The organism is Streptomyces sp. NPDC055749, from assembly GCF_053617235.1.
On sequence record NZ_JBSHFH010000009.1, the window covers coordinates 92,104 to 113,658 of the forward strand.

Annotated in this window: 18 protein-coding genes and 1 tRNA gene; 15 read left to right on the forward strand and 4 right to left on the reverse strand. The window is 64.9% G+C overall.

Translation table 11 applies throughout. The annotated features are described in order from the left end of the window. Positions 1 to 4 precede the first annotated feature (4 nt). Positions 5 to 2,110 carry a SpoIIE family protein phosphatase gene (locus ACWGO0_RS09310; RefSeq protein ID WP_453530454.1) on the forward strand — a complete coding sequence of 702 codons (2,106 nt, stop codon included), beginning with the start codon at positions 5 to 7 and terminating at the stop codon, positions 2,108 to 2,110. A gap of 32 nt (positions 2,111 to 2,142) precedes the next feature. Here ACWGO0_RS09310 and ACWGO0_RS09315 read toward each other — a convergent pair whose 3' ends face one another. Continuing rightward, entirely contained in the window at positions 2,143 to 2,955 is an 813-nt protein-coding gene (locus tag ACWGO0_RS09315) for a Cof-type HAD-IIB family hydrolase (RefSeq protein ID WP_453530457.1), read from the reverse strand. Positions 2,956 to 3,043: 88 nt separating this feature from the next. Next, positions 3,044 to 3,388 (reverse strand): hypothetical protein, encoded by a 345-nt coding sequence (locus tag ACWGO0_RS09320; RefSeq protein WP_453530460.1) that lies wholly within the window; start codon positions 3,386 to 3,388, stop codon positions 3,044 to 3,046. 256 nt (positions 3,389 to 3,644) lie between these two features. Between ACWGO0_RS09320 and ACWGO0_RS09325 the strand changes: the two genes are divergently transcribed. From ACWGO0_RS09325 to ACWGO0_RS09335, 3 genes are all read left to right on the forward strand, one after another. Then, positions 3,645 to 5,411: a recombinase family protein gene (locus ACWGO0_RS09325; protein ID WP_453530715.1), complete on the forward strand. Its 1,767-nt coding sequence runs from the start codon at positions 3,645 to 3,647 to the stop codon at positions 5,409 to 5,411. Positions 5,412 to 6,054: 643 nt separating this feature from the next. Then, positions 6,055 to 6,153 (forward strand) — tRNA-OTHER (locus tag ACWGO0_RS09330). A gap of 207 nt (positions 6,154 to 6,360) precedes the next feature. After that, positions 6,361 to 6,588 carry an HNH endonuclease gene (locus tag ACWGO0_RS09335; protein WP_453530718.1) on the forward strand — a complete coding sequence of 76 codons (228 nt, stop codon included), beginning with the start codon at positions 6,361 to 6,363 and terminating at the stop codon, positions 6,586 to 6,588. Between the two features lie 408 nt (positions 6,589 to 6,996). On the opposite strand, the gene ACWGO0_RS09340 is transcribed toward ACWGO0_RS09335, so the two are convergent. Next, positions 6,997 to 7,407: a hypothetical protein gene (locus ACWGO0_RS09340; protein ID WP_453530463.1), complete on the reverse strand. Its 411-nt coding sequence runs from the start codon at positions 7,405 to 7,407 to the stop codon at positions 6,997 to 6,999. 548 nt (positions 7,408 to 7,955) lie between these two features. Here ACWGO0_RS09340 and ACWGO0_RS09345 point away from each other — a divergent pair. From ACWGO0_RS09345 to ACWGO0_RS09385, 9 genes are all read left to right on the forward strand, one after another. Then, a complete protein-coding gene (locus ACWGO0_RS09345) occupies positions 7,956 to 8,438 on the forward strand; it encodes a P27 family phage terminase small subunit (protein ID WP_328695766.1) in 483 nt (160 codons plus the stop codon). Next, positions 8,413 to 10,116, forward strand: a complete 1,704-nt coding sequence (locus ACWGO0_RS09350) for a terminase large subunit (protein ID WP_453530466.1) — start codon at positions 8,413 to 8,415, stop codon at positions 10,114 to 10,116. Before ACWGO0_RS09345 ends, ACWGO0_RS09350 begins: the two co-directional genes overlap by 26 nt. A gap of 57 nt (positions 10,117 to 10,173) precedes the next feature. Next, positions 10,174 to 11,598: a phage portal protein gene (locus ACWGO0_RS09355; protein ID WP_453530468.1), complete on the forward strand. Its 1,425-nt coding sequence runs from the start codon at positions 10,174 to 10,176 to the stop codon at positions 11,596 to 11,598. A gap of 215 nt (positions 11,599 to 11,813) precedes the next feature. Beyond that, positions 11,814 to 12,578 carry a VG15 protein gene (locus ACWGO0_RS09360; RefSeq protein ID WP_453530721.1) on the forward strand — a complete coding sequence of 255 codons (765 nt, stop codon included), beginning with the start codon at positions 11,814 to 11,816 and terminating at the stop codon, positions 12,576 to 12,578. A gap of 8 nt (positions 12,579 to 12,586) precedes the next feature. Further along, complete coding sequence (locus ACWGO0_RS09365; protein WP_453530471.1) at positions 12,587 to 13,177, forward strand: hypothetical protein; 591 nt, start codon at positions 12,587 to 12,589, stop codon at positions 13,175 to 13,177. Positions 13,178 to 13,631: 454 nt separating this feature from the next. After that, positions 13,632 to 14,588, forward strand: a complete 957-nt coding sequence (locus tag ACWGO0_RS09370; RefSeq protein WP_453530474.1) for a major capsid protein — start codon at positions 13,632 to 13,634, stop codon at positions 14,586 to 14,588. A 191-nt stretch (positions 14,589 to 14,779) separates the two neighbouring features. Continuing rightward, positions 14,780 to 15,313, forward strand: a complete 534-nt coding sequence (locus ACWGO0_RS09375) for a hypothetical protein (protein WP_453530477.1) — start codon at positions 14,780 to 14,782, stop codon at positions 15,311 to 15,313. A gap of 23 nt (positions 15,314 to 15,336) precedes the next feature. Beyond that, on the forward strand, positions 15,337 to 15,654 hold the full coding sequence (locus ACWGO0_RS09380) for a hypothetical protein (protein ID WP_453530480.1): 318 nt from the start codon (positions 15,337 to 15,339) through the stop codon (positions 15,652 to 15,654). Positions 15,655 to 15,913: 259 nt separating this feature from the next. Then, positions 15,914 to 16,297 carry a hypothetical protein gene (locus tag ACWGO0_RS09385; protein ID WP_453530483.1) on the forward strand — a complete coding sequence of 128 codons (384 nt, stop codon included), beginning with the start codon at positions 15,914 to 15,916 and terminating at the stop codon, positions 16,295 to 16,297. Here the strand turns inward: ACWGO0_RS09385 and ACWGO0_RS09390 are convergent, their stop codons facing one another. Beyond that, positions 16,298 to 16,852: a hypothetical protein gene (locus ACWGO0_RS09390; RefSeq protein ID WP_453530486.1), complete on the reverse strand. Its 555-nt coding sequence runs from the start codon at positions 16,850 to 16,852 to the stop codon at positions 16,298 to 16,300. A 63-nt stretch (positions 16,853 to 16,915) separates the two neighbouring features. Between ACWGO0_RS09390 and ACWGO0_RS09395 the strand changes: the two genes are divergently transcribed. Both ACWGO0_RS09395 and ACWGO0_RS09400 read left to right on the forward strand, forming a co-directional pair. Then, positions 16,916 to 17,479, forward strand: coding sequence for a phage tail tube protein (locus tag ACWGO0_RS09395; protein WP_453530489.1), 564 nt, complete (start codon positions 16,916 to 16,918; stop codon positions 17,477 to 17,479). 740 nt (positions 17,480 to 18,219) lie between these two features. Next, complete coding sequence (locus ACWGO0_RS09400) at positions 18,220 to 20,523, forward strand: phage tail tape measure protein (protein ID WP_453530492.1); 2,304 nt, start codon at positions 18,220 to 18,222, stop codon at positions 20,521 to 20,523. The last annotated feature ends 1,032 nt before the right edge of the window (positions 20,524 to 21,555 follow it).

Here is a 21,555-nt window from a genome sequence, read left to right on the forward strand (position 1 = left end):
ATCCGTGGCGGACGCAGATGCGGCGGGGCCCGTGTCCCGGGTGTGGGACGGTGCCCCGGAGGAGCTGGGGCGGGCGCTTCTGAACACGCTGTTCGACCAGTCCGCGGTCGGTCTGCACGTGCTCGACGCGGACCTCCGGCTGGTGCGGGTCAATCTCCTGAGAGATCTGGGCCCGGTCGACCGTCTGCTCGGGCGCCGGTTCGACGAGGTCTACGACCTCTGGGCGCCGGGCGAGACGGAGGGGATGCTGCGGGAGGTCTGGCGCAGTGGCGTCCCGGTGCTGGGCAAGCTGATCCGGGGCCGTCTCGTGGACGAGCCGGGACCGCCCCGCATTCTGACGGTCTCCGTCTACCGGCTGGACGACGCGAGCGGGCGTGCCATCGGTCTGCTGGCGTCGGTGGTCGACGTCTCCGAGGGGGAGAAGGCGCGTGCGCGGGAGGAGTGCCTGACCGCGGTACGTGAGGTGGTGGGCAGCTCCCTCGAAGTGGTGGCCACCTGCCAGGCGTTCGTCGATGCCGTGGTGCCGCGCTACGCCGACTTCGCCGTGGTCGAGGTGGTCGACGACGTGCTGCGCGGCGCGGATCCGGTGGTGGGCCCGCTGGCTCCCGACGTACCGCTGCGGCTGGCCGCCCACACGGGATTCCGGGGCGGCGAAGGAGGGGGAGACGACCCGGAAGCGGTCGCTCCCGAGACGCGGCGTCTGAGCCCCAGGACTCCGTACGGCCTGGCGGTGTCGGACCTCGGAACCCGTGTCGTCACGCTCGGCGCCGACACCCCGTGGCTGGACGCCGACCCCGACAGCGCCAGGATGATCGAGGCGACCGGTGCCCGCTCCCTGATCGTGGTCCCGCTGACGCTGCGCGGCACCGTCCTCGGGCTGGTGAGCCTCTACCGGTGCCAGGGGTCCGAGCTCTACGACGAGGAGGACAAGCACGTCGCCAGGGCCGCGGCGGACCGTGCCGCGCTGAGCATCGACAACGCCCGCCGCTACGAACGCGAACATGTCATCGCCTCGATGGTGCAGCGCCGGCTGCTGCCGCAGGACAACGGTCCCCGGATCGCCGTCGAATCGGCCCATGTCCTGCTGGCCGGGCGCAACAGCGGCTCCTGGTTCGACACCATCGCCCTGTCCGGTGCCCGCACCGCCCTGGTCATCGGCACGGTCGAGGGACACGGCCTCCAGACGGCCATCGCCATGGGGCAGCTGCGTACGGCCATTCAGACGCTGGCCGGTCTCGATCTGGAACCCGACGAGGTGCTGGCCCGGCTCAAGGACACCGGCGACCGGCTGGCCGGCGAACGCGCGGCGCTGCCGCCCGGGGACTCCCTGCGGCGTGAGGTGCTGACGGCGACCTGCATGTACGGCATCTACGACCCGTTCTCCCGCACCTGCACCATCGCCCGGGCCGGCCACCCGGGACCGGTCGTCATCGCCCCCGACGGCACGGCGCTCGATATCGACGTCCCCGAAGGCCCCGGCCTCTTCTCGGCCGACAGCGCGCCCTTCGCCCCCGCCACCGTCGAACTCGACGAGGGCAGCCTCCTCGCGTTCTTCACGGCCTCGTTCCTGACCGGAGCCGAGTCCGCCGCCCATATCCGGGAGGCGCTCGCCCAACCGGACCTGAGCCTCCGGACGCTGTGCGACCGCGTCGTCTACACGCTGCCCGCCGAGGCCCATCCCGACGGCGCCGCCCTTCTCCTGACCCGCACCGGCACCGTTCCCGAGAGCCACGTCGCGACCTGGGAACTGAAGCACGACCGGACGACCCCCGCCGTGGCCCGCGCCCTGGTGCGCGGGCAGCTCGAAGCCTGGCAGCTCGACGAGGAGTCGGCCTACGCGACCGAACTCATCGTGAGCGAACTGATCACCAACGCCGTCCGGTACGGCACCCCGCCGCTCCAGCTGCGGCTCCTCCTGGACACCACGCTCACCTGCGAGGTCCACGACAGCAGCTCGGTGGCCCCGCATCTGAGGCACGCCCGCACCGTCGACGAGGGCGGACGCGGGCTGTTCATCGTCTCCCAGCTGGCCAGCCACTGGGGCACCCGGTTCAGCCGCGACGGCAAGGCGCTGTGGACCGAACAGGAGGTCCGCAGGGCCGACGACTGAGTCCGCGGGCCCCTGCGCGCCGCCCCCCCCGCTCAGCCGAACACCCGCTCCAGGACCTCCGCCACCCCGTCCTCCTCGTTGGACGCCGTCATCTCGTCCGCCGCCGCCTTCAGTTCGGGGTGGGCGTTGGCCATCGCCACGCCGTACCCGGAACGGCGGAACATCGGCAGGTCGTTGGGCATGTCGCCGAAGGCGATTGTGCCGGCCGGGTCCAGGCCGAGCGCTTCGGCCGCGAGGGCGAGACCGGTGCCCTTGTCGACGCCGTACGGCGCCAGCTCGACCGTGCCGGGGCCCGCCATGGTGACGGTCGCCAGATCGCCCACGACCGCGCGGGCGGCGGACGCCAGCGCGTCGTCCGAGAGCTCCGGGTGACGCACCAGCACCTTGATGATCGGGCTCGCCCACAGCTCGGCACGGTTCCGGGCCCGTACGGCGGGCAGCGTCGGATGGGGCATCAGATAGCCCGGCTCTATCAGCGTCCGGCCTTCGGTGCCGTCCTGGTCCACGGCGGCGAAGACCCCGCCGACCTCCGCCTCGATCTTGCCCAGCGCCGTCTCGGCCAGCTCCCGGTCGAGCGTCACGGAACGGAGCAGGCGGCCGGTCCCCGCGTCGTACAGCTGGGTGCCCTGCCCGCAGACGACCGGACCGTCGGAGCCCAGCGCGGCGAGCAGCGACCGTATGCCCGGCACCGGGCGGCCCGTGACGACGAGATGCCGCGCGCCGGCCGCCGAGGCGAGGGCGAGCGCGGCGAGCGAGCGGGGGCTGACGAGGTCGCCGGGGCGCAGCAGCGTGCCGTCCAGATCCGTGGCGACCAGAGTGAATGAAGGTGCGGGTGGGGTGGGCATGGGGGCCAGCCTAGGGAGTGCGCGGAGCCCCGGTACGACCGCTGCCGCGGTTCGTACCGGGGCTCGCGGTCCCGGCCCTTCGGGCAGGTCAGTTGAAGATCACGGAGCGGACCTTGAGCCGCTCGGATGCGTGTCCGCCGTGCGGGCGGAGGGTGAACTGAGCGCCTTGGCAGTCGGCATCGGCGAAGACCGTGGCGAACGAGTCCGTGTGGTTCCTCGGGGTGTGGGCCGGCGGCGTCCACGCGGGGGCGACCTCGGGAAGCGTGACGCACACGCCGCTCGGCGGATCGGTCAGTGCGCCGAGCTGCGGTTCGGCTCCCGGGACCTCGTACAGATAGGTGAAGTCTCCCTCCGCGGCGGAGGCGGAACCGGGGGCGGCGAAGAGTACGGCGAGGCCACAGGCGGCGGCAGCGGTGAGGGTGCGCAGGCGCATGGAGAGGAGTTCCCGTCATTCGTCAGGGTGGGTACGACGCCCCAGCCCTTCCCGGGATGATCACGGCTACGCGGCTACGACCTGCGGAAACGATCACTCGCCGCCCGTTCGGAGTACCGGGCGCTACTGCACGCAGAACTCGTTGCCCTCCGGATCTCCCAACACTCCGTTCTAGCGGTTCTGGGGTGTGGCCATGGTGGCATCGGTGCTGGTCAAGGGCGAGACGAGCGGGAACGCGCTGGTCCCTACAGCGGACATGACGACTACCCGCAACCCCCTAGCCGGGACGGTGTTCCAGACCGAGACCCTTCGGGGTGTGCGGTGCGTCCGGCTCTCCGTACTCACTGACGAGACCACCAGCCCCGACCGGCAGCGCGAAGCAGACGACAAGATTGCTGCCGAACTCGGGGTTAGCTTCGGCGAGGGTGACGGGCTCCGCGAAGCCGTAGACCTTGACGTGTCCGCGAGCAAGATTGCCCCGTTCGACCGTCCCGCGCTCGGCTCATGGCTCGCCCGACCGGACGAGTACGACGCACTTGTCTGGTGGCGCTTTGACCGTGCCATTCGGTCCATGAGCGACATGCACGACCTCGCCAAGTGGGCAAAGGCTCACCGGAAGATGCTCGTTTTCGCCGAGGGAATCGGCGGGGGCAAGCTCGTCTTCGACTTCCGGAACCCGATGGACCCCACGTCCGAACTCATGATGATGATGCTTGCCTTTGCGGCGCAGGTGGAGTCGCAGAGCATCACGGACCGCGTGACCGGAGCCATGGCAGCCATGCGCCGGATGCCGCTCCGGTGGCGTGGTGGTGGTCGTCCCCCGTATGGCTACATGCCCGCCCCCATGCCCAAAGAGCACGGCGGTATTGGTTGGACCCTGGTGCCCGACCCGGACGCCGTGGCGGTCATTGAGCGCATCGTTCGTGAGCTGTTGGAAGGCAAGACCGTTTCGGCAATCGCCGCGGGGCTCAATGTGGACCATGTGCCGAGCCCGCGCGATCACTGGGCAGTGAAGAACGGGCGCAAGACCGGCGGCAAGACTGGTGGAGTCAAGGGCAACACCAAAGAGACGTTCCTTTGGACTCCTGCGGTCATTACGCGGATGCTCCGCAACGAAACGTTGCTCGGCTGGAAGATGCACCGGGGTAAGCCCGTCCGGGATGCCGAGGGCAACCCCGTCATGCAGACGGAACAGCCGATCATGACCCGCGAAGAGTTCGACCGCATCGGTAGGGTTCTCGACTCGCGGACCATCGATAACCGGGACCGTAAGGACACGGACGCACTGCTGTTGCGCGTGATCCACTGCGACGCTTGCGGGGGCCGTATGTACCTGAACAAGCAAGAGAACAAGCAACGCCCGGTGTACAAGTGCAACCCCTACTCACGCGGGTTCAAGTGCGACCAGTCCGCGCACATCCGGGGCGATTGGGCGGACGAGCACGTGACCGCCGAGTTCCTGCGGCTGGTCGGCTCCGTCCAGACGACACACGTAGTCGAGATTCCCGGCTACGACCCCGAGCCCGAACTACGCGCCACCCTTGCCGAGTTCAACGAGCACCAGGAACAGAAGGGGCGGCAGAAGTCGAACCACGCGCGCCAAGCCTGGCAAGATCGGGCGGACGCGTTGGACGCTCGCATAGCCGATCTGGAGACCCGCGAAAAGCGCGATGCCCAACGCATCGTGACCCCCACGGGCCGGACGTTCGCGGACGAGTGGGCAGCCGCAGACACAGCGAGCCGGCGAGCCATGCTCATTGAAGCCGGGGTTCGGTTGAACGTACGGCGCGGCACCCGGGGCGGGTGGCGGAAGCTGGACACGTCCCGCGTGGACTTCCACATGCGGGGAGAGCTGGACCCCGCCGCGGAAGCCGCTACTGACACCGCCGGGGACCGGGAAGCCGAGTTGCGCAATGATGCACCCCCAGCACCGGGCAGCGTCGCCCGGCTCGTCTCTGGGTCCGCCCCCGAGACCGCCCCGGGTGCCGAGACAGTCCCCGAGCTGGTGCCGCTCGCTGCGTGATCCTCGGTAGGCTCGCCCTACTCCCGGCCAGAATGGAGCGTCGGGAGTAGGGGCGGTGCCTTACAGGGGTAACCCTGGGATGTAGTACGACCGCCCCGACCAAGCCCCGGTAGTCCACGGACCGCCGGGGCTTTCCCATGCCCGCACACGGACGCTCCGGGGCTCGCCGAGCGGCAGCCGGACCAGCGCGCGGAGCCATGGCGATATGACGGTTAGAGGGGTTCTTTTGATTACGTCTAAAAAATAGAGAGAAAACCAAACAGCCCGTCCAACCGTCATCCCGCCATTGTCGGCCCCCTCGGGAATCTGCCGGTCCCCACACCACAGTGAGGGACCGAACGGATTCCCCGAGCACCGCACGACGGGGCCGGGAATCTGCTGGTCCCTACAACGCAGTGAGAGCGGGACTACCGCGCACCCCACCCGCCCGGAAACGGCGGTCTGAGTGCCCGACTCTCACGAACAGCTCTGCCCGTGCAGCACGCACCCTCACGGGGTGGCCGCAGTGGTCGTGAGGCAGAGCGCGGGGAGACCACACCGCCCACTAGTAACCACCCCTTGACCGGGGGTGCCGAACGGGGTTGCAAGCACGTGTGGTCTCCCCACCGTGTCTGGACCGGCCGAGCCGGCGAGGACAACCCAAGCCCACATGACCCAACTGGTAGAGGTGCGCGGTACCGGCCCCCTCGGGGAGACCCGTACACAATCCGCAGAGTTCCCGGTTCGACTCCGGGTGTGGGCACTGTGCGTTTGACCAGCACCTATGCCGTTCGCTCCGAGCGTGACAACGAGCACCAGGACGACGAGCTAGAGGGGGTGCGGAACCGTGCACTGTATCGACTGCACCGAGCCGGCGACGCACCGCGGACGCTGCGAGCAACACCACCAGGACTACGGCAAGCGGGCTTCGGTCCGTGCTAGGCGTGCTCGGCGTGCGGTGCTGGTCCGGGTGTTCTCGGGGGCTGCTCGGCTCCGTTCCCTGGTCGGTGCCCGTGGTGGTGCCCGCTGCGCACGGTGCGGCTCGCTCGTCCTCGCGGACGTGGTGGACGTGGACCATGTGCAGCCGCTTGCACTTGGGGGCGAGGACACGGACGGGAACGTTCAACCGCTGTGCCGTGACTGCCACTTGACCAAGACTGCCGAGGACTTCCCCACGGGAACTCTCACCGGGACGTGAGCCACGCTGCCAGTCCGCTTCCTGTGGCCGTGGCAAGGGCTGCCACCAGCCATCCGGGAACGCGCTGGACCGTCAAGTGCAGCCCCCCGCAACGAAGTTCAAAAGCCGGCGAGGCTGGTTTGGCGCTCGAATGAGTCATGGGAGCCAGGGTGTACCCCGAATGGCGCAACCCACAAACCCGCGCGCCACGACTTACGCCGAATGGTGGGCCTTACTGCCCGGAAGCCCCGGCCCCCTTGGAGGTGATCCCCCACGCCCCCGTAAGCCCCGCCCCCCTTGCTCTGTCCCCGGCTGCCCCGAACTCACCACAGGCGGACGCTGTGCGGCCCGGACAGCGTTCCGCCCCGGTACGCGTTGGATCGCTCGTACCGGGGCGGGGTGAAGCGTTTTCGCTGTTTTCGATTGAGGCTAGTTTGCGAACGTTACCGAGGCGTGGCCGTTCAACGTTCTGGCGCCATCGAGTTCCCCGGCTTCAATAAGCTTTCCCTCGCCTGAACAGTTGTCATCCCATTCGTAGACCCATGCCTTCTGGTCGGTGTTGTTTACTGCCTCAAAAATGTCATCGATGCTCCCTGCGGGAAGCTTGTAGCATGCCTGGCCCGGGTTCTTCAGAGTCGTGACCGTGACGTACGATCCGGTGCTCGGGTCCCTCTTTTTCCACTCAAAGGTTCCAGTGGAAGCTTCGGCTGTGCCCATGGGAACCACGAGCCCCATGAGTGCCGCCATCGCTACGGTGGCCATCAAATGACGAGCGCGCATTTTCTTCCTATTCTGTGCGGGAACTTTTGACGGTATTTCAGGCTGCTCATGAGTAGCCATAATCGAGCCCTCATGGCACCCGGTCGGTCCAACGCGAAACGTTCCTTCCTGCTCCGTTGGAGGTACCCCATGCCCCGTAAGCCCCGCCCCCCTTGCTCTGTCCCCGGCTGCCCCGAACTCACCGCAGGCGGACGCTGCCCGACACATGCGAGGGAAGCCGAGCAACAACGAGGGACGACCACGGCCAAGGGGTACGGCGTCCGATGGGAACGCATGCGTAAGCGCTACCTGTATGCGCATCCGTGGTGCGTGCTCTGCTCTGTCGTTGCGACGGTTGCCGACCACTTCCCCGAGTCACGGCGTGCGCTGGTTGCTCGGGGTGTGAGTGATCCGGACGCGTGGTCTCGTCTCCGTCCGCTGTGCACGACGTGTCATAACCGCGAGACCGCGAAGCACCAGCCCGGCGGATGGGCATCCGAACGCGTCAAGCCTCGCCGTTCGTGAGCCGTGGACCAGGGGGTGACCCTCGACCCCTCCCGCAAAAGAACGGCAGGGAGGCAAAAAACTCGCGTGGCTCATTTGAGCGTTTCTGTGAAAGGAGAGCGGCCGTGGCAGTGCCCGGACAGAAGCCGAAACCCCATATCCAAGCGGTCCGCGAGGGCACGTTCCGCCAAGACCGCAATTCCGAGGGAGCCCGATTCAGCCCCGCCGAACCCATCGAACCCGACTGGTCCGAGTTGCTTCCGGGCGACTCGTCCGAGGACGTGCGCGGTAAGGCTGCCGATGTTTGGGCGAGGACGATTCCCGCCCTGGTGGTGGCAGCCGGCCTAACTGACTCGCAGCGGGAAACGGCCATTGAGTATTGCGTGACAGTCGCTCGTCTGTGGCAGGCAGAGCGGGAGCTATCTCGGACCGGGTTGGTTGTCGAGACAGAGCGCGGGAACGTCAAGAGTCCGTGGGTGACGATTGCCCACCAGTACCGGAGTCACTTCCGCTCGCTGGTGGGTGAGTTGGGGCTTAGCCCCGCTTCGGCAACCCGGATCACCCCGCCGGACTTTGGTGGGGATGATGACGGAGACGTTTTCGACTGATGATCTGCCCGTTCCGCTGGAAGCACTGCGGGAACTCGGGCTCTCCAATGACGAGATAGCCGAAGGGGTTGAATCCCGCCCGTTGGTGGTCTCTGCGCAAGCCAAGAACGCTCCGGGCGCATACTTTGATGTTCGGTCCGCTCGGCGTGCTCTGGACGCTATCCAGAGCTTCAAACACACCAAGGGCCGTTGGGGTAACGCGCGGCTACGGCTAGCACCCTGGCAAGTGGTGTGGGTGATCGCGCCCATATTCGGATGGCTCGCCCATGACCCCGAGTTGGGGCGAGCAGTCCGGGTTATCCGTTCGGCGTGGATTGAAGTACCGCGTAAGAACGGGAAATCCACCCTGTCCAGCGGTATCGGTCTCGTTCTGTTGCTGGCAGACCGAGAGATCGGGGCGGAGGTATACGCGGCTGCCGGATCGCTTCCACAAGCCGAACGCGTCTTTGACGACGCTAAGCGTATGGCTCTGACTTCCAGGGCCGTACGGGGCCGCGTGGAGGTTCTGCGGGGGCTTATCCGAGTCCCGCGGACCGGCGGTGTGTTCCGCGCGCTGTCCAAGATTGCCGAGACCGCCCACGGGCTCAATGTATCCGGGGCGATTGTGGATGAGGTTCACGTTCACAAGCGGCGTGACCTTATCGACGCTATCGAGACCGGTACCGGTGCGCGTGATCAGCCTTTGGTTATCTACATCACCACGGCGGATGAGGGTACCGAGGGCAGCATTTACGACGAGAAACACACGTACACCCGTCGATGCGCGGACGGCATCGTAAACGACCCCGGACACTACGGAGTCATTTGGGCTGCCGAGGAGAAAGACGACCCGTTCGCAGAGAGCACGTGGCGGAAGGCGAATCCGGGGCTCGGCGCGTCACCCTCGCTCGCTTACATGCGACGTGAAGCCAACAAGGCACGTAGCACACCGAGTTACTTTCCCACCTTTTGCCGCTTGTCACTCAACCGCCGTATGCGAGCCGCTAGCCGATGGCTGCCGCTCTCGCTGTGGGACGAGAACAACGGACCGGTCAACGAAAAATCATTCCGGTACCGGCGGGCATGGGGTGGGGTAGACCTCTCCGCGGTCTCTGACCTATCCGCTTGGGTCCTCGCGGTTGAATCCCGTGTGCCCGGTGTCGAGTTGGAACTAATCTCGCGGTTCTGGTTGCCCGAGGAACGGGCTGACGAGCTAGAGCAACAGCTACAGGTTCCGATCCGGCAATGGGCTGCCGATGGTCTGCTGACCCTCACCGAGGGCGACGCAATCGATTATGGCGCCATCGAGAAACAGATAGTGGCGGACTGTCGCCGGCTGGACGTGCAACGAATCAGCTATGACCGCATGTTTGCCGGGCAACTCGTCCAGCGCATCGAATCCAAAACCCGCGGCGTGGACGTGGTGCCGATCGCGCAGACCTATCTAGGCATGTCCCCCGGCTGCAAAGAGCTGGAACGGCTCTTGCGTGAGGGTCGGATTCGGCATGGCGGTAATCCGGTGCTCCGCTGGAATGCGTCCGTGGTGGAGGTGTACCGGGACGGGAACGACAACATGAGACCCGTCAAGCCGGACCGCGGAAAGTCGTCTGCCCGTATCGACGGGATAGCCGCTGCGGTCATGGCGCTTGACGGTTACGTCCGCCGCCCGCTGAAACGTCCTCGCGCCGCAAGCGCATAAGTCGTCCCGTTCGGATTCCTACCGACCGGGGCTTTTTCATGCCCGTAAGGGGGATGCATGGCGGAAACACCGCTACAGATGACGGTCCGGCTCCGCGCGAGGATCGAACGGCGCAAGAACGAAGCCCGAAAGTGGTCGGACGCATACGAGGGAAACCGTCCCTTGCTGTTCGCGTCGCCAGAGTTCAACGCGCAAGCCGGCGAGCTGTTCAAGGACTTTTCCGATAACTGGTGCGCGACGGTCCCGGACGCCACGGTTGAACGGCTTGTGCCGCTCGGATTTCGCCTGGAAGACGGGACCATTGATCAGGCAGCCGGGAAGGCGTGGCGCACGTCCGAATGTGACGTGGAAGTTGGGCTAGCCCTACTGGAAGCCCTGATTACGGGACGCTCTTACGCGCTGGTGTGGAAGCCCGATGGGGTCCGCACCGAAATCACGTTTGAGCACGCAGCTAACGCCATAGTCGAGTACGTCCCCGGTCGTCGCCGACTTCGCTCGGCGGGGCTCAAAGCGTGGCGTGACGGGCAGTGGGAGTTCGCAACGCTGTTCACCCCGGACATGGTGTACCGGTGGCAGCGTCGGGGCCGTAGCCATGAGTGGACCGGCCGCACGGTGGGGCTGTCCCGCGGCGAGCCCTCGCATATCAAGAACCCGCTTGGGGCTGTTCCGCTGGTGGAACTCCCGAACCGGTCCCGGCTGCACGGCAAGCCCCGTTCCGAGCTCGTGACCGTTCTCCCGCTACAGGATGCGGTGAACACCCTTTGGGCTCACCTCATGACCGCGAGCGATTACCTAGCGCTCCCGGCTCGGGCAGTGCTCGGCATGGACCGGCCCGTTCGTGAAATCGTGGACCCCGAATCCGGGGAAGTGATCGGAGAGGAGGACGAACCGCTAGACCGCTTCCGCTCGGACCGTCTGCTGTGGCTCGAAAAGGACACAGCGCGAATAGCCGAGTTCTCCGCCGCTGATCTCGGGAACTATCTCCGGGTCATTGACGCTGCCGTTGAACACATCGCTTCCCAAACCCGCACCCCCGCAACGTACTTGACGGGGCAGCTCACCAATGTAAGCGCGGATGCCCTTGCCGCCTCGGAAGCCGGGCTAGTGGCCAAAGTGACCGAGCGGCAAAGGCACTTCGGTGCGGCACTCCGCGAAGTGATGCGACTGGAAGCGTTGGCAGCCGGTGACACCAAGCGCGCGGATTCCCTCGCCCTCGGAACAGTCGTGTGGCGAGACCCGCAATTCCGTTCCGACTCGCAGTATTCGGATGCCCTGGTCAAGCTCAAGTCCATTGGTGTCCCGGACGAAGCTCTGTGGGAGCGGATTCCCGGTGTCACTCCGGACGAAATCGCTCGTTGGAAGCGGATGCGCGACGACCAAGCCGCCGCAATTCTCGGCGGGAACATGGCCGGACTGTTCGGCCCGAAGCCCGAGGACGACCAGGACGACGAGCCCACGGACGAGCTGCCGGACGCCGAGTAATGAGCCGCACGGGAGAGCTAGCGGCAGCTCGGTACACCGAAACACAGAGCATCACGCGGGGCGTGGTGGCAGCCGTTCAAGCCCTTTGGCGGGACGTAACTCCGGACCGGATTCTGTCCGCCATGCAAGGGGAGACAGGGCGGCAAGTCCTCGCCGCTGTGATGGCGGGGCAACTCTCCGCCGCACAGGGGGCACAGGCTTTCGTCACAGCGTCCATGCTCGCCCAAGGTGCGGCAGCCGGCCCGGTGGCAAGACTGAATCCCGGCGCCCTGGTGGGCCTTGCGTCGGACACTCGTCCGCTCGCAACTCTGCTGTACCTTCCGGCGATTCGCACGGCGCAAGCCCTCGCGGCGGGACAGTCCACGGAAGCGGCATCCCTCGCCGGGCTTAACCAAATGGCAACCATGGTGAGCACGCAGATAGCCGACACCGCGAGGGCGGCAACGTTCGTGTCCATGGCTGTCGAGCCCCGGTGTATCTCGTATGTGCGGGTGGTCAAGCTGCCCGCGTGTGCCCGCTGCATTCTGCTGAGTGGTCGTCAGTACAGCTACTCGACCGGGTTCAAGCGGCATCCCCGCTGTGATTGCGGCATGGAGCCCATGACGGATGCCGAGTGGAAGCAGACGAGCACCCCGGAAGACTTGGTTCGGCAGATGAACCCCGAGGAACAGCGGAAGCGACTCGGACCCAAGAGGGTCAAGGCTCTTGAAGCCGGGGCCGACTTGGGGCAGATAGTCAACGCTCGCCGAGGAATGGCAACGGCTGTCACCGGACGGGGGCCGCTAAAGGTCACCACGGAAGGCACGACGAAACGCGGAATCGGGGGCAAGGCTCTCAACTCCGGTTTCGAGAAACAGCCCGGCAAGCGCAACGAGCGAGCCAAGGAAGCCCGGCTAATGCCGGAAACCATATTCAAACTCGCTGGTGATAACCGCGAGCACCAAATAGCCATGTTGAAGAAACACGGATACATCACATAGGGGGGCACATGCCAGAGAACCCGAATCCGAACCCGAACGGTCCGGAGCCGAAGCCCGGCGAGGGTGGCGACCAGGGCGAGCCGAAGCCGAACGACCAGGGCACCAAGCCCGGTGACCAGGGCGAGCCGAAGCCGAAGCCGGGCGACCAGGGCGGGGACGAGCTGTCCGCCGCAGTGAAGCGAGCCGAGACCGCCGAAGCAGAAACCGCACGGCTCCGCCGGTCGAACGCTGCACAGAAGCCGGGCGACCTTGACGCGCTCCGCGAGGAAATCCGCTCCGAGTTCACGGGGCAGCTCGTCCGCGCGGAGATTCGAGCGGCTGCCGCTGGTCGGCTCCGTGACCCCGCGGACGCTCTCGCCCTGGTGGACGTTGCCGGGCTGGTGGGCGAGGGCGGGGACGTGGATGCCGCCAAGGTGTCCGCCGCGCTGGACCAGCTCGTCAAGGACAAGCCCTATCTTGCGCTCGCGGCGGACACCGCATCGACGAGCCCGGCCCCGTGGGGTGACGTGGGCTCCGGGCAGCGCGAGAGCGGCGAGCCGGACACCGAGCCCTCCACCCCGTTTGACCGGCTCCGGGACGCGTACGGTACGGCCGGCTAAGCATCGTCCGTAGGGTCCTGCGGCCACCTGTAGTCACGGTAGGTAGGTCGCTGCGGTCGCCGCATTTCCTTACCCGAATGGATCTTGGCCAACAAACCAAGAACATCCGCGGTCTCATCATCACGCAGCCCCATTGCCTGGCACTTCGCGCGGAGCGCATCGGGTGCAACACGGGACGCATACCACCTATGGCGGACCTTACACATGTCCGATCTGATCTTGTCCCGCTCTTCCCACGCAAGGCAGCCAGACGCCTCAACATTGCGGCCGACGTCGTCCATGAACGCGTCAACGTCCGTAGGTAGATCCGTACCACTCATGCACACCATTGTGGCTCGAACGTCGAGAGCCTGCACGCCGCGCGTGGCGCTGCCTTAAGGCACGACCACACGCCTAACCCAAGGGTCACACAAACCGTGTGCCCCTTTTTTCATGCCCAAATGGAGGGTCATTCATGGCGCTTTCTCTCGCCGAGTCCGCCAAGCTCAGCACCACCAATCTTCAGCGGGGCGTCATTGAGACGTTCGTTCAGGAGTCCAGCATTCTGGACCGTATTCCGCTGATGCCCATTGAGGGCAACTCGTACAGCTACAACGAGGAAGCAACGCTGCCGGGCGTGGCTTTCCGTAGCGTCAATGAGGCGTACACGGAGAGCACCGGCACGGTAAACCAGAAGTCTGAATCCCTGGTGATTCTCGGCGGTGACGCGGACGTGGACCGTTTCATTGTCCAGACCCGCGGCAACCTGAATGATCAGCGTGCGATTCAGACCCGCATGAAGGTCAAGGCCGCTGCGTACAAGTTCCAGGACACGTTTTTCAACGGTGACGTGGCGACGGACGCCAAGTCCTTTGATGGTCTGCGTAAGCGGCTTACCGGCTCGCAGGTAGTTTCCGCGGGCACGAACGGCGCTCCCATCGTGGGTACCGGTGCCGCGGATTCGCACGTGTTCTTTGACCTGCTGGACGGTCTCGTTGCCGCCGTGCCGGGTCTGAACAGCGCGAACGGCGCGATCTATGCCAACCGGCAGGTGATTGCCAAGGTGCGTTCCGCCGCCCGTCGAATCGGCGGATTCGAGATGGTCAAGGAGGCTCTTACCGGAAAGCTGGTCGCCACCTACAACGGTATTCCGCTGCTCGACCCCGGTGCGACTGCCGCGGGTGCGGACATTCTTCCGCAGACTGAGACCGTCGGTACCGCAACGGATGCGTCCAGCATTTACGCGGTTCGCTTCGGCCAGACCGAGGACGACCAGGCCGTTACCGGTCTCACCAACGGTGGTGTCATGGTGGATGACCTTGGACAGCTCGAAATCAAGCCCGCCTACCGCACCCGCATTGAGTTCTACTGCGGTCTCGCGGTGTTCGGCGGTAAGGCTGCCGCGCGTCTTAACGGCGTCCTCGCCAAGTAACCGGAGGGGGAACGGAATTGCCGCCGCGCAAGCGAGCCGCAGCGTCCGCCCCGAAGATTCCGCACACGGATTCGTGCCCGACCCCGACCCGCATCGAGAGCTTTCCGGTTCTCGATTCGGGCGGGGCGGCACGGACCGTCACGCGGTGTCTGGCGTGCGCCGCTCAGACAGTCAAGTAAGAGGGGGACGGAATGGAATTGCCCGCCCTCGCCACCGTGGACCAGCTCGGCGCGTGGATGCAGACCGAGCCGAACGAGTTGCCCGAGTCGGCTGCCCTGGTGCTCGATGTGGCATCCCGCATCGTGCGTGCCGAAGCACGGCAGAGCTTCACCAGGGGGACCAGCTCGGCACTGTTGTACCCGCATGAGGGATGGGCGGTGCTGCCGCAACGTCCCGTGGTCTCCGTGCAGAGCGTCCACCAGGGCGGGCAGCTCGTCCCCGCCGAACGGTGGCAGCTCGTCAGGGACCGGCTTCGGCTTCCCGACGACCAGCCGGCGACCGTCACCTACACGCACGGGTATGCAGCCGTGCCCGGTGACGTGCTCGCCGTGGTGCTCACCCTCGCCGGCCGAGTGCTCTCGAACCCCGGAGACCTACGGCAAGAGTCCGTGGGTTCGGTGTCCGTGACGTACTCCGCCGAGACCATCGGGGCATCCCTCGCCCCGGCGGACCGGGACCTACTCGGCCGATACCGCAAGCGCGTAAGCGTGTTGGGGCTCCGGTGAGCGCCCATTACACACAGACCGTCGTGACGCTCCGAGCCCCGTTCCTGGTGGACCGGTACGGCAACACCACGTCCGTACGCGATTGGGAGAACGCCACCAGGACGACGTACCGGCGCGTTGCTGTCCAGCCGGACACGTCCAGCGAGGACACCGGAGACCGCCCCGTTGTGGTCTCGGGGTGGCGACTGATCACCCGCCGCGGAGCCGATATTGACCTAGCCCCCGGTGACCGTGTGGTTGCCCTCGGGCGGGTGCTGGACGTGGACGGGGACGTTGCCCGCTGGGCCCTCGCCGATCGTCACCACCACACCGAAGCCCGGCTAAAGGAGGTGACCGGATGAGGTTCCGACCGAACCGCAACGGCATCAACAGCCTTATGAAGACGTCGGAAGCGGGGGCCGAAGTGCAGCGCGTTGCCGAGCGGATTGCCGCCGCAGCGAGCACGGACGGCGGGGAGTTCCGAACGGACTCCGCGCTAGGTCCCCGCCGTTGGCGTGCTGCCGTGATCGGTAATTACAAGAAACAGCGGGATGCGGAAGGCACTCGGCGGGCTCTGCTCCGCGGGATGGACGGTGCCGATTGAGTCGCCCCGTCATCCTCATGCCGGACGCCGTGGCCGTGGTGACGGGCTATCTCCGGGAAGCCCTCGCGGCAGCCGGCGAGCCCGTCCCCGCGGTGTCTCGCATCCCCTCGCCTCGACCTACGCGGTTCGTCCGCGTGGAACGGGTTGGGGGCACGCGTCAGACCGTCGTCAGTGACCGGGCCCGGCTGGACGTGCACGCATGGGCGGACACCGAAGCCGCCGCATACGACTTGTGCGCCCTGGTCCGCGGACTGCTCTGGGTGATTCCCGGAGTTCGCGGCGGGGTGACGGTCTACACCGTTACGGAAGTCGGGGGCCCGCAGTGGCTTCCCGATTCCGAATCCGGCCAGGCGCGCTACGCGTACGCCGTTGAAATCCACATGCGCGGGCGGGTGCTGTAGCTACCCGGGGCTCTTGTCCGACCCATCATTGTCAAGCGCTATTGGTGCCACGTCTAGGAAATCGCGTATTCCGAGTTCAGTCGTAATACCTTGCAGGGACTGAAAGAATCCGGGTATGGCGTCGCGTTCGTATCCGTCTGCCCCTGTGTAGCAAAGTGCAATCTCATGGAACCGCTTTGCCGTTACCCGCACTGCGGAGTTCTGTTCTTCGGCAGCGTGCGCAACTTCTTTCGGACCTGCTAGCGCGACGTCCAGGAAGGCCGCTTGGAGGCCCTTCCAGGATTCTTCTAGGCGCTCTGCTGTCTGAATTGTAAATATCTCGGGAGTCGGGTACTGCTCGAAATAAAATGAGTCAACGATTTCAGCAAAGCTCCAATGGGCTTCGATGAACTTTCGATATGACGCTTGCCGGAACTCGCGGCGCTGCCGGGTGTGTTCCGCCCGAGCCCCGAACTTAGCGGTTTTCCACTGAGATACCCCGGTAACTAGTCCCGCCCCTACAGCTCCGGTAGCGCCCGCCAATGCGCCGAGTACGGCGGCCAATCCTGCATCCATAGCCAGGGATTCTACAGCCGGGCAAACCTGATTATTCAACGCATATCAACCAAGGAGTGCTTTATGCCTCTAAACGCTAACGCCGTGCGCGTCGCAATTACCGGGGCCGCTTACGTAGCTCCGCTCGATTCCGTAAAGCCGGTAGATGCAACTACGCCGTGGCCGGAGACCGCTACCGATATCGGATGGATCTCCGATGACGGTATTACCGAGTCCAACTCGGCGGACACCACGGAAATCAAGGGATGGCAGGGCGGGCAGACAGTCCGAAAGGTCATCAGCTCGTCCGAGGTGGCTTACAAGTTCACCGCAATCGAGACCAGCAAGACCGTTCTTGAGCTCTACCACAAGGGTTCCAAGGTGGTTACGACCAGCGGTAAGAGCGTGCTTGCCGTTAAGGCTCCCGGCCCAGACCGTCGACAGTTCGGATTCGACGTAATCGACGGGGAGTCTCACGTTCGCATCGTGATCCCGGACGGTGAGGTAACCGAGACCGGCGATATCACGTACAAGGGTGACGAGGCCATTGCCTACGAACTCACCGTGACCGCCTACCCCGGTGCAGACGGAACGGTTGCAATCAAGTACAGCGACGACCCGGCATGGGGAACCACGCCTGCCGCGTGATCTAGCAAAAGCTTTCGTCTCAAACCGTTAGGTAGGCACTATGAGTACGACTTTTGACCTTGACGTTTGGGTTGCCGAAGCTCGGCAGACCCCTTTCCGGTTCTCCGTGGCCGGTCTCCTTTTCGAGATGCCCGCGGCGGGTGAGCTGGATAAGTCCGTTCTCTCGTCCGTCAATATTGAAGCCCCGTCTGCCCGCGATATCGAGACCCTTCTAAGGGCTGGACTCGGCGACCAGTGGGACCGATTCGATTCCGTCCCGGTCCCGCTTGCTGCGCTGGGAGAGCTTTTTCGGCAGTGGCAGAAGCACGAGGGTACTCCGCTGGGGGAATCCTCCGCCTCTACCGACTCGTAAGCGAGCACGGGGAGGCTATAGAAGCCGATTTCCAGCGCTTCTATGGGACGGACATACGAGATGTGTTCCGCCCCGGCTCCGGGCTCACATGGCGACGCGTACGGGCTCTGATTTCAGGGCTGCCCGCAGACTCCGCCCTAGTCCGAGAAATGTCCGGGGAAGATGCCGGGTGGGATCTCGTCACACAGCTACTCGCGGCAGTGCATGACCGGCTTGCCGAAGCGAATTGGCAGCGAGGAAACGCGGGGGCTAAGACCCCGAGCCGGCGACCGGCCCCGATTCCTCGCCCGGGTATCCGTCCCGACCGAATCGGTAACACCGAGCGTGATCCGCAACAGGTAGCCGCGTATCTCGCCCAATTCCAGCCGACACCGGGGGGTGATGGCTAATGGCCGTGGAAGTCGGCATGGGCTATGTGTCCGTCGTTCCCGAAGTCCAAGGGTTCGCGGCAGAGCTGGAAAGGCAAGTTGCAGGACCGGCCGATACAGTCGGGCAGCAAGGGGGGCAGGCAGCCGGCGAGGGCTTCACCGGGAAAATGGGTGGAGCCCTTAAAGGCGGCTTGGCAGCCGTAGGTATTGCCGCCGCTGCGGTGCTCGCAAAAGGGTTCATGGATGCGCTGGACCAGACCGCCATTAACGGCCGGATCGAAGCCACGCTAGGGGCGACACCAGCCGAAGCGAAGCGGTACGGAGAGTCCGCCGGACAGCTCTACGCACACGGGATCACCGGTTCCGTGGAAGAGGCTGCCGCGGCAGTTTCGGGCATCATGCGTTCTGGCATCCTGCCACCCGAAGCGACGAATGCGCAGATTGAAGAGATCACCGGCAAGGTTGCCAACCTGTCGGATGTTTTCGAGCTCGACCTAGCGCAGACGAGTAATGCTGTTGGGCAGATCCTCAAGAACGGTTTGGCCAAGGATGGCACGGAAGCTCTCGACATTCTCACCGCTGGAATGCAGCGGATGGGTCCGAGGGCCGATGACATGGCCGATACGTTCAACGAGTATTCGACCAAGTTTCGTGATCTTGGGCTTTCCGCTGCGGACGCAATGGGGCTCATGTCCCAGGGTCTACAGGCAGGCGCAAGGGACACGGATACTGTTGCCGACGCGCTGAAAGAATTTCAGATCAGGGCGACGGACGGCAGTAAGGCGAGTGCGGACGCCTATAAGGCAATCGGGCTTAATGCCGCGGACATGACCAGCAAGATTGCTGGTGGTGGGGCTGGTGCCCGCGAGGGCTTGCAGCAAGTTCTAGACGGCATCAAGGCCATTAAGGACCCTGCCGAAAAGAACGCTGCGGCAGTCGGCCTATTTGGCACGAAAGCCGAGGATCTTGGGCAAGCACTCTTTGCCCTTGACCCGTCCACGGCCGTGAAGGCAATGGGCGACACCGCCGGGGCAGCGGACAAAATGGGCGACGCGCTGCACAACAATGCGTCCGCCCGTATTGAACAGTTCAAGCGCACTGCCGAAGTGGCGATTAGCAATTTCATCGGCAACAAGGTGTTGCCCCCGCTTAAGTCCGGAGCCGGCGGGCAGTCAATAGCGGGATTCGGGCAAACCCTGCTCGGGCTCGCAACGACCATCCGTGACACGCTCGCTCCGAGCGTCGGCGCACTCGTCCAGCAATTCCAGACCAGCGTGTTGCCCGCTATGCAAGGCGTTTGGAACGTCGTTTCCACGCAGGTAATTCCTGCGCTCATGTCCCTTTACACAGCGGTCTATAGCGCTCTGGCACCTATCCTCACGAATCTCGCACTTATCTTCACCGAGAACATCTATCCGGCTGCCATGCGGATTTACACCGCCATTCTCCAGAATGTGCAGCCGATCTTTTCCGCACTCTCCGAGTTCATCACTTCGCGGGTAGTCCCTGCGGTGCAGATGATCGGCGGAAAGCTCTCCGAGCTGGTGCAGAAAGCCCAACCCGTGATCTCTGTTGTAACCACGATTCTTTCGTGGCTCGGAGAGCTCGCGGCGGAAATTCTCGGTGCCGTGATTCCGGTGATCATTCGACTAGCAGGGCCGATCTTTTCCGGGCTGTTCTCAGTGCTTGGAACTGCAATCGACTGGATAGGCGACGTGATCGGCTTTATCGGCCGGTTGGGGACCGCTTTCGTTGACGCCGTGCGTTGGGTCGGAGATTTCGGAAAGAAAGCCCGCGAAAAAGTGGGCGATTTCGTGGACTACATGCGCGGGCTGCCGAAGCGCATCCGCGATAGTCTCGGGGATTTCCGTGATCTCTTGGTCAGCAAGGGGAAGGACTTGGTGTACGGCCTTTGGGACGGCATCAAGGCAATGGGAACTTGGCTGAAAGAAACCCTCACGGGGTGGGCCAAGAGCATGATTCCTGGTCCCATTGCGGACGCGCTCGGAATCAATTCTCCGTCCACGCTTATGCGCGACGAGATCGGCCGTTGGATTCCCGGTGGTGTCATTGAGGGAATCGACGAAGAACAGCGCACATTGGATGCACGGCTACAGGCAATGGTGAAGATTCCGACCGTGGATGCTGCAAAGGCAGCCGGGCGACTTTCCCGAGTGCGGGAGTCGTACGAACCATGGGCGGAGCTTCGGCGAATGCTGCTGGACCGGCTCGGCGAGGACACGCGGGAAATCGTGCTTCGCATCGGCGAGCAAGAGATAGCGCGAGCCGTAGCAGCTGGAAACAGACAGATAGCTAGGAGGTGATACCCGGTGTGGATTGGTAGCCCCGGTGCACTCCGGGAAATCCGGGACGGGGCAAGCTCATTCGACCGGAGCCCCGACCTAGGGGTAACAGAGTTCCGCTCACTTGCCGGGGGTGTCACCACATGGACACCCCCGGTCCGCCCTCGCCGGCTCAAGGTCGCATGGGCAGCCATGCAGCGGGACGACGTGAACCACCTTGACCGGCTTGCCCGGCGGGTGGACACTCCGGGACCCGTCGCCCTGGTGGACCCGCTGTCCCGCAACCTACTCGCCCCGGACCAGGCAGCCGGGCTAGGTGCGGCGGACGGTAAGTGGGCAGTGACCGGCTCACAAATCATCCTGTACGGCGGGTCATTCGGGGCCTACACACCTAACACGGTCTCCGTAGAGATCATCGGAACATCCGGGCACTCGGATTTGGTGTGGCGGCATCCGTACTTTCACGGAATCCCAGTTGTTCCGGGAATGAAATACACGTGGTGGACGCCGGGGCTAGTTGCCGCTGGGGCAGCGATGGTCAATTCGCAAGTAGCTTGGTACAACGCTGCGAAGAATTTCATGACTACGGCCACGGCCAGCCAACCGGGGACGCCCTTGGTAGCTACGGCACCAGCCGGGGCCGTTTATGTCCGCCCCTATGTGGCTTTTACAGCAACGGGGCTATGGGACTTGGGGGCGTCAATATTTTCCCTCGGGGATGTCTCCGCTGCCCTGCTGGCCGGCGAGCGTCCCGCGGGTGACGGCTGCCCGCCGTACAGCATTACGGGCTATACGCACGCCATGAGTGCGGGCAACGGTGCCTATCGAGATATTGGCCTAGAGCTGGTGGAGGTGAAATCCAGTGCAACCGGGTAACTCCGCTCTGACAAATGCTCTCGGCGAGGGCGAACGGTCGCCTTCCCAAGTGGTCCGGCTCGGCGGAAAGGATGTGACTGGGCAAGTCCAGAGCTGGTCACTGGACCGGGCATACGCAACCGATCTGCCGGACGCCATGCGGGCATTCAGCGGGTCCACCAGTGCCCAACTGGACGT

Coding starts and splice junctions, on each gene's coding strand:
- ACWGO0_RS09400 (WP_453530492.1), top strand. CDS start 18,220: ATGGCCGTGGAAGTCGGCATGGGCTATGTGTCCGTCGTTCCCGAAGTC.
- ACWGO0_RS09360 (WP_453530721.1), top strand. CDS start 11,814: ATGCTCGCCCAAGGTGCGGCAGCCGGCCCGGTGGCAAGACTGAATCCC.
- ACWGO0_RS09340 (WP_453530463.1), bottom strand. CDS start 7,407: ATGGCTACTCATGAGCAGCCTGAAATACCGTCAAAAGTTCCCGCACAG.
- ACWGO0_RS09385 (WP_453530483.1), top strand. CDS start 15,914: ATGCCGGACGCCGTGGCCGTGGTGACGGGCTATCTCCGGGAAGCCCTC.
- ACWGO0_RS09395 (WP_453530489.1), top strand. CDS start 16,916: ATGCCTCTAAACGCTAACGCCGTGCGCGTCGCAATTACCGGGGCCGCT.
- ACWGO0_RS09320 (WP_453530460.1), bottom strand. CDS start 3,388: ATGCGCCTGCGCACCCTCACCGCTGCCGCCGCCTGTGGCCTCGCCGTA.
- ACWGO0_RS09370 (WP_453530474.1), top strand. CDS start 13,632: ATGGCGCTTTCTCTCGCCGAGTCCGCCAAGCTCAGCACCACCAATCTT.
- ACWGO0_RS09350 (WP_453530466.1), top strand. CDS start 8,413: ATGATGACGGAGACGTTTTCGACTGATGATCTGCCCGTTCCGCTGGAA.
- ACWGO0_RS09315 (WP_453530457.1), bottom strand. CDS start 2,955: ATGCCCACCCCACCCGCACCTTCATTCACTCTGGTCGCCACGGATCTG.
- ACWGO0_RS09365 (WP_453530471.1), top strand. CDS start 12,587: ATGCCAGAGAACCCGAATCCGAACCCGAACGGTCCGGAGCCGAAGCCC.
- ACWGO0_RS09355 (WP_453530468.1), top strand. CDS start 10,174: ATGGCGGAAACACCGCTACAGATGACGGTCCGGCTCCGCGCGAGGATC.
- ACWGO0_RS09325 (WP_453530715.1), top strand. CDS start 3,645: ATGACGACTACCCGCAACCCCCTAGCCGGGACGGTGTTCCAGACCGAG.
- ACWGO0_RS09390 (WP_453530486.1), bottom strand. CDS start 16,852: ATGGATGCAGGATTGGCCGCCGTACTCGGCGCATTGGCGGGCGCTACC.
- ACWGO0_RS09375 (WP_453530477.1), top strand. CDS start 14,780: ATGGAATTGCCCGCCCTCGCCACCGTGGACCAGCTCGGCGCGTGGATG.